This window comes from Massilistercora timonensis, from assembly GCF_048354975.1.
Classification (GTDB): domain Bacteria; phylum Bacillota; class Clostridia; order Lachnospirales; family Lachnospiraceae; genus Massilistercora; species Massilistercora timonensis.
Map to the genome: position 1 here is coordinate 1 of NZ_DBGCJQ010000124.1, position 10,332 is coordinate 10,332.

Here is a 10,332-nt window from a genome sequence, read left to right on the forward strand (position 1 = left end):
TCCGCCGGGAAGAAGGATCCTCCCTCCTGGGGCGCATATTTCTCCTGAAGCTCCTTAAGCTCCTCCAGCAGTGTATGATAACTGATAAATCCCTTTACAAAGGCGTCTTCAATATCCGCGGTCTTATAGGCAATGTCGTCCGCCGCTTCCAGGATAAAGGTAAGCGGGTGCCGGCAGCCGTCGGTCCCGGTTTCCTCCTGGATCTCCTGGAAGATCTCCCGGTCCGCGTAGTAATAACCGATCTTCTTATCCTTGATATTTCCTGACTTGGGATCGATCTGGGTGGAGGCCACCGGATATTTGATGATGGTATTCAAAAGGGCGTAGGTCAGGTTCATTCCCCGCTCATCCACCAGGAAATGAAGCTTGGACACCAGCCGCAGCGCCTGAGCATTTCCTTCAAAATGATAGAAGTCCTCCCGCATCTGGGGCGTCAGCACCTGGTCGATAGGTCTGCCCTTATAAGTCAGCATGGGCAGGTTCCGCTCAAACCATTCCCGGATCTCCACTTCGCCAAAATGACCAAAGGGCGGATTCCCAATATCATGGATCAGCCCTGCGCACTGAAGGATGCTGCAGATATCCTCCTTCATCCTGGGCGTGAAGCCGCTGTCCTTCTTATATACCAGGATATTTTCCCCGATATTCTGTCCCAGCGACTTGGCAAACGACGACACCTCCAGAGAATGGGTCAGCCTTGTCCGGATAAAATCGCTTTTATCCAGGGGAAATACCTGAGTCTTATCCTGAAGTCTCCGGAAGGAAGCGCTCCCGATGATCCGATGGTAGTCCTTCTCAAACTCGCTCCGCAGGTCGGTATTCCTTACATATTTATGTTTCCCGGAACTGCCCCGGCTTCTTCTGGTGGACAATAATTGTTCCCAGTTCATCTTCTCCACACCTTTACTTCCTAATCCAGATAGATGGGCGGCTCATAATCCTTGCCAAGCAGAGCTTTTTTGCGCTCCTGATAACCAAGGAAGGCCCACTCCGTCATATCCGTCCACTTATGCTCACCCCGGTCGTACACCTGGACATAACCGATCCGCTTGGGATGCATCCGCACACTGTTGCTCTTATATTCTCTTCCGGTGTAGGGATTGACGTCTCCCTTCACCAGATCCTCTTCTTCCTCTTCCGCCGCCAGAGGCTCTTCCTGTGCCGGCTCCTCCGCAGCCGCCTCTTCCACGATCTCTTCCGGTTCTTCCGGCTTCTCTTCTCCGTCTCTATGCTTCATCCGCTGCAGGTACGCCTTCCAGCCATGAGCCTGGCGCTCCTGCTCCAGCCGTTCTTCCCGCAGCGCCCGCTCCCGGCTCTGCTCTCTGGCTTCCCGCTCGATCTCCTCCATCTCTTCCAGAAGTTCCTCCACCGGCGGTTCCTGGGTCTCCAAACTCTCTTCTTCCGGCTCCTCTTCCGACTCCAGCTCATCCAGCTGCTGGTTGATATCCACCAGCTCGCCGATTGTGATATCCCGCTCCAGAGAAAATTCCTCTTCGCTCACAGCTTCTTCCGCCGGTTCTTCCACAAAAGCTTCCCGCCCCACAGACAACTCTGCCGAAGGAGACGCTTCTTCTCCCAGGATGTCCAGACGAAATGGGCAGCCTAAGATCCCGGCGATCATACGCATATCCTGTTCCTGAAAATTATCCCGCCCCAGCCTCTGGGTCAGATTCTGCCGGGACATCTTCTTCCCGGTCCGCTCCTCGATCTCTTCCGCAAGATCCTTGATGGTCATGCCTCTGCGGCCCAGCACGATCTTCACCTGTTCGCCAAATGTTAAATCCAGCATCTGCTTTCCTCCTTATTTGATCATTATACCCACCCTGCAGGATTTATCTTTCGTTTCTGTAAACAATTCTGTTTCTTGATAAATCTTAACTTTTCCTCTCTATTCTAACAAATTGGTATAGGTGCGTCAACAGCACGAAAATGTCCCTTGCGGCCCATAGTCATTTTGCGTATCATAGAATTATAAATGCCCGCATAACGGACACAACAGGAAAAGGAGGAATCATTTTATGAGCAACTTTATCTATGAAAACACCTGGGAAGAAAACCAGGAAGCAATGAAGACTAAGAAACTGGCCATCATCCCTGTTGGAAGCTCCGAGCAGCACGGTCCCGCGCTCCCGGTTGGCACAGACTGGATCATCGCCGACTATCTGGCAAGAAGAGTGGGAGAAAAGACAGACAAAGGTCTTGTGACCCCTGTCTTCCCCTATGGACATGCCCTCTACCACGCGGATTTCGCCGGAACCATGGCCGTCTCCCAGACCACCCTGGCTCAGTATGTAAAGGAAGTCTGTGACTGCCTGATCTCCTACGGATTCACACATTTTCTCTTCCTGAACGGCCACGGCGGCAACAACAACGCTCTCTATGATGTAGGCCAGTACCTTCGTCTGAAGAACATACCTGTGGCAAACATCCAGTGGTTTGAAGTGGCCGGCGACCTGAAGCCGGAATGGGGCCTGATCGGACACGGCGACATCACCGAGACTGCCGTTATGATGCACATCAATCCTGACATTGTGAAGGTGGAGAGAGCCCATATCCCGGACAACCAGAAGATCGGCAACATCCAGTTCCTGGATCTGCACCGTGGAGAATTCGAAGGCGGGTCCGTCTATCTGAACCTGCGCACCAGAGACGTTACAAAAACCGGCGACCTGATCGAGTTCGGTCATTCCGCCGGCGTTGATTATTCCAGAAGCGCCCGCGAAGCCACGGCAGAGCTTGGCAAGGAAGTCTGCGACGCGGTAGTGGATTACACGCTTCGGTTTATCGATGAATTTGTAAACTTTGAATTCGATTATAAAAAATAAATTTACAATGTAAAACGTACATCCTGGGTCTCTGGTTCATCCTCGAGGCTCAGGATGTTCTACTTATTTACCACTGTCCATAGCACAAGATGCGTTCAATGACTGCCACCATCACAGTGGTCAGCACATTGGCCACTCCAATCACCAGATAACCCCTTTTTCTATCTGTGATATCTTTTTTCAATCCAAAACTAACAATCGGAATTTCTAAAATCAATGTAAGAAAAAGGTATAAAGCCCCCACAATATAAAGAGGTCCTTTAGCGACAATCTCCACAAAACTCCTAAATCCCATTTCCTTTCCATCCAGATAGACAAAAAGATATGGAATCAAGAAGGAGATCAGATTCCCCGCCAGCACAACACCCAGGACCTTCCCCGTCTTTTGGATCCCCAGGCAGGTTTTGATCATCACCGTCTCAATGAGAACGGTCAGCGCCGCTGCCGCCGGAAGCAGCTGATAGGGCTGCCGGTCCGTCAGCCAGACCCAGGAAGAGTTCGCCCATACGGTCTGTGACGACAGCACAAGCAAAAGAACCAGCATCCCCGCTCCTATGATCCTGTTTTCCCTTTTTCTCATACCGCCGCCCCTCCTTGCATGGAATGATTATCCCCATTATGTACCGCCTGACTGGAAACTTCAACCGGACTAAGAAAACCTTAAGCAATTTTAAGCAAAAGTAAAGACGGATATCAAATCAATTTTTGATATCCGCCTTTACTTAAATCCTTCTGTCATTCTTTTTTTACCTCTTTCTTAAAAAATTTGGTAAATAAAATTTAAGTCTTCGGTGGTCCGTACCTCCATTTCTTAAATTTTCTTTCCCGATGCACGCTGCATTTCTTCCTTCCGGGAAATCTTCTTCAACATATATGTTGATTAAAATAACCATTCATTCCTTACAGCTCGCGTCTGTCTTGAAATGAATCACTGTTATTTTGTATGTTTAATATAACATCTTAATCCATTATTGTCAATATATTTTCGGAAATTTATTTTATATTTTTTCTTTTTACTTATAATATCCGTATTATCTGTTTTTAATAAACTCTCATAAGATAAAAAAACGGCTCCTCCCGGTCATTTCCGGGTCGGAGCCGCTCTGTGCCTTATGAATTTTTCATAACCACGCTCTCCACTACGTCCGCCGCATGCTCACAAGCGTCTGCGCAGTGCTCCAGATAACCGTAGATCTCCCTCCAGGCGATAATGTGAAGCGGGTCCGCAGACTGAGTGTGCAGTTCTCTCATGCTGGACATAAAGAGACGGTCTGACTCCTCCTCCAGCTCGTTGATCCGGATGATCTGCTCTTTCAATTTCTTTGATCTCTTGAAGTCCGAGAACTCTTCCAGCAGTTCTTTTACCGCCTCGCAGCAGCGGATGATCACATCCGTCATCTCCACAGCGGCAGGTTCGATCCTGGTCACATGATTCATATAGATCCGCAGCAGAACATCCTCGATCTTGTCTGTAAGATCATCCAGATACTGGCTCAGTGTAATGATGTCCTCCCGCTCGATGGGCGGGATAAATTCTTTCGCCAGACGGTCCATTGCCTCATGCTTTCTCCCGTCGGCCCTGGTCTCGATGGCATGCATCTCATCCAGCCGGCCGGTAAGATCGTCGGGATTGAAGTTCGCAAGAACATCCTTCAGAAGATGCGCCGCATGGCAGGACTCCTCCGCGCAGGCCACAAAATTGTTAAAATAGTATACATCTTGTTTCTTTGCCATTTTCATTTCCTCCTATTTAAAACAGAAACATAAAGATCTTCACCATAACAAAACTGATCAGTCCGCATCCCGGGAATGTAAAGATCCAAGTCAGCATCATATCCTTCACTACGCCAAAGTTGATGGCCGACAGCCGCTTGACTGCCCCCACGCCCATAATGGCGCTGGTCTTGGTGTGAGTGGTCGACACCGGGATCCCGAAGATACTGGCCAGCAAAAGGCAGATGGAGCCCGCCAGGTCCGCGGAAAATCCCTGGAATTTCTCCAGCTTTACCATGTCCATTCCCACAGACTTAATGATCTTCTCTCCTCCCACGCTGGTTCCTACACCCATAACGGTAGAACAGAGGATCATCAGCCATACCGGGATCATCATCCCCTCCACGCTGTTCTGGCCGTTGCAGAACGCTACACCCAGGAACAGTACGCCGATAAACTTCTGGCCGTCCTGCGCCCCATGCATAAAACTCATAAACGCCGCGCTGAAGATCTGGCCTCCCTTGAAGAAATGATTGGCCTGTCTCCGGTCCACTGCCGCGCAGAAGAAAGCGATCCCCTTGCAGATCACCCATCCGGTGAAGAATCCCAGCGCAAGGCTCAGCACCAGGCCATAGAGCACCTTCACCCACTCTGCGAAATTAATACCGCCGATGCCTCCCTGGACCGCGATCGCCGCCCCGGAAAGCCCTGCGATCAGACTGTGGCTCTCACTGGTGGGAATGCCAAACATCGACGCCGCCACACTGTAGACCACGATGGAAAAAAGCGCCGCACAAAGGGCCATCAGCGCATCCGTGGTCTCTCCGCCAAAATCCACCATGTTACTGATGGTGGAGGCTACAGAACTGTTGATCTTGGTCATCACCAGCACGCCCAGAAAATTGAAGGCCGCGCTCATCCAGATCGCCGTCCGCACTTTCATACAGCGGGTGGACACACAGGTGGCGATCGCGTTGGGCGCATCCGTCCATCCATTGACGAAGATCACTCCCAGCGTCAGCGCCACCGTCACTGCCATGACCGGGTTGGAAAACACCTCCTGGCAGAAACTTGAAAATGATACATCCATATTTTATCCCTCTTTTTCTCTCTTTGGTAAAATCCTTGTTCGCAGCAAAATGACAGGCAGAAAACAATTCCACTCACAGCGTTCAAAGCTTCTTCGTTTGGTCTGTTTTCCTCCTGTCATTTCTAGTGTTTACAACGATTTAACCAGAATATAACATTGCCTGTCAGAGGGTGTCAATACGTCTTCTACCCATCTTAACAATGTTTTAGCAGTCTTTCAGCACTTTTAACATGCCGTCGGCCATTGCCTGAAGGATTATGCAGCAAGATGACGCACCTGCATCCGGAACACCCCGGGAACGCTCTCCCAGACGGGCCGCCCGGCCGTACATGGCCACCATATCCTTTGTCGATTCCATTCCCTTCCGGGCACATTCCTTCATCTCTTCCAGCGCTGCATCAAAAGCCTTTCCTTCCTCTGCCGCCTGGTTCATCCACTCCACGCACGGATTAAGAGTGTCTACCAGCGTCTTGTCCCCGGGACGGGCCTCCACGATCTCATACAGCCCGTCAAGTCCCGCCTGCAGCATTTTCGCAAAAATCTCCAGGGTAATGTCCTCTTCCCCGTCGGCAGCGTCCGCCATTTCCATGAAGATGGTTCCATAAATGGGGCCCATGGAGCCGCCGATCTCATTAAGGAGCACCATTCCAAGATCGGAAAGGCCGTCTGTAAGATCCGTCTCTTGCTCCCCCAGCCGCTCGCCATAGGTCATAAAGCCCTTGTTCATGTTCATTCCGTGATCTCCGTCCCCGATCAGACCGTCGATATCACCAAGATACTGCTTATTTTCATGGACCGCGTTGATCACTGACCACAGGATCTCCCGTCCGTCTTTATTTTTTACAACCATCCCAGCTTCCTCCTTATAACTGCTTCAGACCCATAGAGCAACAATCCAGATCGATCAGCTCCTTCAGCTCATCATCCAGCTTCATCACCGTCAGGGTTGCCCCCATCATATCCAGGGAGGTAAAATAATTCCCCACATAGGCCTTGTGGATCTTCATCCCCTTCTCACCCAGGATCTTCTCGATCTCATTATACAGCACGTACAGCTCCATGACCGGCGTTGCCCCAAGGCCGGACACCAGAACCACCACCTCATCTCCGCTCTCAAAAGGATAGTCCGGAAGAACGATGTCGGTCATCCGCGCCGCCATCTTGTCCGCAGTCTCCAGCTCGCACACTTCAATCCCCGGCTCACCGTGGTGGCCGATGCCCACTTCCATAGTCCCCTCTTTGATCTCAAAATTAGGGTGCCCTACCGCCGGAAGCGTACAGGGCGTCAGGCCGATCCCTACGCTTCTGCAGTTATCGATGGCCTTCTGAGCTGCCGCGATAACCTGGTCCAGGGTTCCTCCTTCAGCCGCCTTTGCTCCCCCGCATTTCCACATCAGGATCTCACCTGCCACGCCGCGGCGCTTCTCCCGCTGATCTTTGGGCGCGGAAGCTACATCGTCATTGGCGATCACCGTCTTAACCTCAAGCCCTTCCTTTTTGGCCATCCGTACCGCCATTTTCACATTCATATTATCCCCGGAGTAATTCCCATAGAGGCAGGCAATCCCCTTGCCCCCGTCCGCTGCGCGGAAGGCGTCCAGAAATGCAGCCGCCGTGGGGGAAGTACAGATCTCACCCACCGCTGCGGCATCGCACAGATTTTTCCCCAGGTAGCCGATAAAGGCCGGCTTATGTCCGGATCCTCCGCCGGTCACCACTCCTACCTTCCCATCTATCGGCGCCTCTTTGGCCGCCAATACTCTGGGATGAGCCGTGGTCTTTACCAGGTCCGGATGGGCCTTTACAAATCCTTCCAGCATCTCGTCCACAATATGATCCGGATCATTTAAGATTCTCTGCATGTAATGTTCCTCCCTTTCTATTTAATCGTATATCCGCCGTCGATCAGCAAATTGTGCCCGGTCACCATAGCCGCGCCCCGGCTGCACAGGAAGGCAATCACAACCGCCACCTCCTCCGGTTCTGCGAATCGTTCCGCCGGGATCTCTTTCTTAAAGGCATCCCCCACCGGTCCGTCCCATGCCTGGTGTCCCAGTTCCGTAAGCACCACCGTGGGCGCCACCGCATTGACCCGGATGCCGTATTTGCCCCATTCCATAGCCAGCACCTTTGTCATGGCGATGATCCCGCCCTTGGCCGCGCAGTAAGCCACGTGCTTATCCAGCGCCACCACTCCTGCCTGGGAGGCAATGTTAATGATGCTGCCGCTCACCTGATGGTCGATCATATATTTTCCCACCGTCTGAGCCATGAAAAAGCAGGCTGAAAGATTGATATCAATAGTCCGGTTCCAGTAATCCGCGCTTAACTCTTCCGCCTTCTCAAGCGCTACGATCCCCGCGCAGTTCACCAGGATATCCACCTGACCAAATGTGCGGACCGCCTCTTCTACCACCTGCTTCCGATACGCATCCTCACAGATGTTGCCGATCACTCCAATGGCTTTCTCCGGATCCATCGCCTTCGCGATCTCCTGAGTCTTTGGATTCATATCTGCCAGAACTACGTTCACGCCCTGCCTGAGCAGATAGGCCGCCGTCATATTGCCGATCCCCGCGGCGCCTCCGGTGATGATCGCAGTCTTCCCCGTAAGTCCCAGATCCAGGTTCATGATCTCTTCTTTCGAATAATTTGGTAGCATTGCTGTCCCTCCTTTTCCCATAAGATTCTTTTCTTCATAGTTGCATACCTTTTTCTGTTTGTCAATGCGTGTTATAATGGTTCTTAATCAAAAGGAGGAATGTAGTTATGATCTATAAGAAATTCCAGGACCTGGAACTGTCTGCCCTCGGACTTGGAACTATGCGGCTTCCCTGCACAGACGGCGACGACGCCAGGATCGACGAAGAGAAGACTGCCCGCATGGTGGACTATGCCATGAAAAACGGCATCAACTATTATGACACCGCCTGGGGTTATCACCACGGAAACTCCGAGCTGGTCATGGGTCGGATCCTTAAGAAATACCCCCGGGAATCCTTCCTTCTCGCCAGCAAATTCCCCGGCTATGACCTGGCCAATATGCCCCTGGTAGAAGAGATCTTCGAGAAACAGCTGGAGAAATGCCAGGTAGATTATTTTGACTTCTATCTCTTCCACAATGTCTATGAGAAAAACATCGACGCCTATCTGGACGACGAGAAATACGGAATCTTTTCTTATCTGGTAAAGCAGAAAGAAAACGGGCGGATCCGCCATCTTGGCTTCTCCGCCCACGGAAGTTATGACGTACTCAAACGCTTCCTGGAGGCTTACGGCGGCCATATGGAATTCTGCCAGCTCCAGATCAATTACCTGGACTGGAACTTCCAGAAGGCCAAAGAAAATGTGGAACTTCTGGAATCTTACCATATCCCGGTCTGGGTCATGGAACCCCTCCGGGGCGGCCGGCTGGCCTCCCTTAGTGAAGAAGATACCGCCCGGCTCCACGCCCTCCGTCCGGAAGAGACCGTGCCCGGATGGGCCTTTCGCTTTCTCCAGTCCATTCCCGGCGTGACGGTAACTCTGTCCGGGATGTCCACACTCCGACAGCTGGAGGAAAATATCCGGACCTTCTCCACAGAGGAACCTCTGAATGAGCAGGAAAAGGATACACTTCTGGACATGGCTTACCACATGACTCACACCGTCCCCTGTACAGCCTGTCACTACTGTACCTCCCACTGTCCCCGGGAGCTGGATATCCCCGGGCTGATCGGGCTGTACAACGAGCACACTTTTACCAGCGGCGAGACCATCGATCCGGCCGTCCTTAGCTCCATTCCGGAGGAAAAACGTCCTTCCGCCTGCATAGGTTGCGGCGCCTGCGCGGCTGTCTGTCCGCAGCAGATCAAGATCCCGGATGTGATGAAAGATTTCTGCAAAAAACTGCAGCCATAGTCTGAAAAGAGGGGCGTTTGAAATAAACGCCCCTGAATTTTATCTATTCACTACAAGCAAAATCGCGATTAGCACTGTCATCAGCACCGCTCCAATAAAGCTAATAATATTTATAATTCTAATCCAATTGATTTTTGCAATTTTTTGAAGACAAACTCCAATCAAAATCCCTGCGATTCCTCCCAGCGAATTCATAATAAGGTCTGTAATATCACTCGCACCAATAGCAAAAACAAACTGCAGCACTTCAAGTAAAAGACTGGTCGCAAGGATGGGAACACATCGTGTTACAAAAGATTTCTGTTCCCACAGTATATGAACAAACACTCCATATGGTATAAACGCAACCCCATTTTTAATGATCTCACTTACATCCAGTTTCCCATTTACGATCACAGACTCCGCAAATGGAACCAGGTTTATATTTCTGATATGAGGCAGATCTGCAGTAGAAAATTGTAATTTAAAAAGAATGATCCACAGCAGCGCTATAAGATAGAATATCAACAAGCCCACTGTCATTTTCTTAGATTTCATTTAACCTCGCCCCCTTTTCCTTATAATAACAACAGCGTCTTTATTCTTTTTTAAGCATTTCTTAAAATTCTTTGAAACCCATCCGATCCGCACTGTCTGAGCACGAAAAAACCTTATGTCACATATGTAACATAAGGCCTTCTTTAAGCTCCCCCTGTTGGACTCGAACCAACGACAACTCGGTTAACAGCCGAGTGCTCTACCGACTGAGCTAAGGAGGAATATTATACATACCCTGAAAACTGCATACAAGAAATCATCCGCCTA

Annotated in this window: 11 protein-coding genes and 1 tRNA gene; 2 read left to right on the plus strand and 10 right to left on the minus strand. The window is 50.7% G+C overall.

The features are described 5' to 3' along the window. Positions 1 to 890: dGTP triphosphohydrolase (gene dgt / locus ACML7B_RS10625; RefSeq protein ID WP_418541189.1), on the minus strand; the 890-nt coding region annotated here is incomplete at its 3' end. Between the two features lie 20 nt (positions 891 to 910). Next, positions 911 to 1,789, minus strand: coding sequence for a hypothetical protein (locus tag ACML7B_RS10630; RefSeq protein WP_418541173.1), 879 nt, complete (start codon positions 1,787 to 1,789; stop codon positions 911 to 913). Between the two features lie 229 nt (positions 1,790 to 2,018). On the opposite strand from ACML7B_RS10630, the gene ACML7B_RS10635 reads away from it, so the two are divergent. Beyond that, entirely contained in the window at positions 2,019 to 2,825 is an 807-nt protein-coding gene (locus tag ACML7B_RS10635; protein ID WP_418541175.1) for a creatininase family protein, read from the plus strand. A 67-nt stretch (positions 2,826 to 2,892) separates the two neighbouring features. Here the strand turns inward: ACML7B_RS10635 and ACML7B_RS10640 are convergent, their stop codons facing one another. The 6 genes from ACML7B_RS10640 to ACML7B_RS10665 form a co-directional block, all read right to left on the minus strand. After that, positions 2,893 to 3,405 carry a hypothetical protein gene (locus tag ACML7B_RS10640; RefSeq protein WP_418541177.1) on the minus strand — a complete coding sequence of 171 codons (513 nt, stop codon included), beginning with the start codon at positions 3,403 to 3,405 and terminating at the stop codon, positions 2,893 to 2,895. Between the two features lie 530 nt (positions 3,406 to 3,935). Further along, positions 3,936 to 4,559, minus strand: coding sequence for a DUF47 domain-containing protein (locus tag ACML7B_RS10645; protein ID WP_418541179.1), 624 nt, complete (start codon positions 4,557 to 4,559; stop codon positions 3,936 to 3,938). Positions 4,560 to 4,575: 16 nt separating this feature from the next. Continuing rightward, on the minus strand, positions 4,576 to 5,628 hold the full coding sequence (locus tag ACML7B_RS10650; protein WP_346707506.1) for an inorganic phosphate transporter: 1,053 nt from the start codon (positions 5,626 to 5,628) through the stop codon (positions 4,576 to 4,578). Positions 5,629 to 5,833: 205 nt separating this feature from the next. Beyond that, positions 5,834 to 6,478 (minus strand): dihydroxyacetone kinase subunit DhaL, encoded by a 645-nt coding sequence (dhaL, locus tag ACML7B_RS10655; RefSeq protein ID WP_418541181.1) that lies wholly within the window; start codon positions 6,476 to 6,478, stop codon positions 5,834 to 5,836. Positions 6,479 to 6,491: 13 nt separating this feature from the next. Further along, positions 6,492 to 7,490, minus strand: coding sequence for a dihydroxyacetone kinase subunit DhaK (locus ACML7B_RS10660; RefSeq protein WP_418541183.1), 999 nt, complete (start codon positions 7,488 to 7,490; stop codon positions 6,492 to 6,494). 17 nt (positions 7,491 to 7,507) lie between these two features. After that, positions 7,508 to 8,290: a GolD/DthD family dehydrogenase gene (locus ACML7B_RS10665; protein WP_106789603.1), complete on the minus strand. Its 783-nt coding sequence runs from the start codon at positions 8,288 to 8,290 to the stop codon at positions 7,508 to 7,510. Between the two features lie 107 nt (positions 8,291 to 8,397). Here ACML7B_RS10665 and ACML7B_RS10670 point away from each other — a divergent pair, with 107 nt between their 5' ends. Next, positions 8,398 to 9,528: an aldo/keto reductase gene (locus tag ACML7B_RS10670; protein WP_418541185.1), complete on the plus strand. Its 1,131-nt coding sequence runs from the start codon at positions 8,398 to 8,400 to the stop codon at positions 9,526 to 9,528. A gap of 39 nt (positions 9,529 to 9,567) precedes the next feature. Here the strand turns inward: ACML7B_RS10670 and ACML7B_RS10675 are convergent, their stop codons facing one another. Beyond that, positions 9,568 to 10,065 carry a VanZ family protein gene (locus tag ACML7B_RS10675; protein WP_418541187.1) on the minus strand — a complete coding sequence of 166 codons (498 nt, stop codon included), beginning with the start codon at positions 10,063 to 10,065 and terminating at the stop codon, positions 9,568 to 9,570. A 148-nt stretch (positions 10,066 to 10,213) separates the two neighbouring features. Beyond that, positions 10,214 to 10,286, minus strand: a tRNA-Asn gene (locus tag ACML7B_RS10680). Positions 10,287 to 10,332: the final 46 nt, after the last annotated feature.

Bases quoted from the DNA above. Each gene is read 5' to 3' on its own strand.
- ACML7B_RS10640 (WP_418541177.1), bottom strand. From the start codon at position 3,405: ATGAGAAAAAGGGAAAACAGGATCATAGGAGCGGGGATGCTGGTTCTT.
- ACML7B_RS10630 (WP_418541173.1), bottom strand. From the start codon at position 1,789: ATGCTGGATTTAACATTTGGCGAACAGGTGAAGATCGTGCTGGGCCGC.
- ACML7B_RS10645 (WP_418541179.1), bottom strand. From the start codon at position 4,559: ATGGCAAAGAAACAAGATGTATACTATTTTAACAATTTTGTGGCCTGC.
- ACML7B_RS10650 (WP_346707506.1), bottom strand. From the start codon at position 5,628: ATGGATGTATCATTTTCAAGTTTCTGCCAGGAGGTGTTTTCCAACCCG.
- ACML7B_RS10675 (WP_418541187.1), bottom strand. From the start codon at position 10,065: ATGAAATCTAAGAAAATGACAGTGGGCTTGTTGATATTCTATCTTATA.
- dhaL (WP_418541181.1), bottom strand. From the start codon at position 6,478: ATGGTTGTAAAAAATAAAGACGGACGGGAGATCCTGTGGTCAGTGATC.
- ACML7B_RS10635 (WP_418541175.1), top strand. From the start codon at position 2,019: ATGAGCAACTTTATCTATGAAAACACCTGGGAAGAAAACCAGGAAGCA.
- ACML7B_RS10665 (WP_106789603.1), bottom strand. From the start codon at position 8,290: ATGCTACCAAATTATTCGAAAGAAGAGATCATGAACCTGGATCTGGGA.
- ACML7B_RS10670 (WP_418541185.1), top strand. From the start codon at position 8,398: ATGATCTATAAGAAATTCCAGGACCTGGAACTGTCTGCCCTCGGACTT.
- ACML7B_RS10660 (WP_418541183.1), bottom strand. From the start codon at position 7,490: ATGCAGAGAATCTTAAATGATCCGGATCATATTGTGGACGAGATGCTG.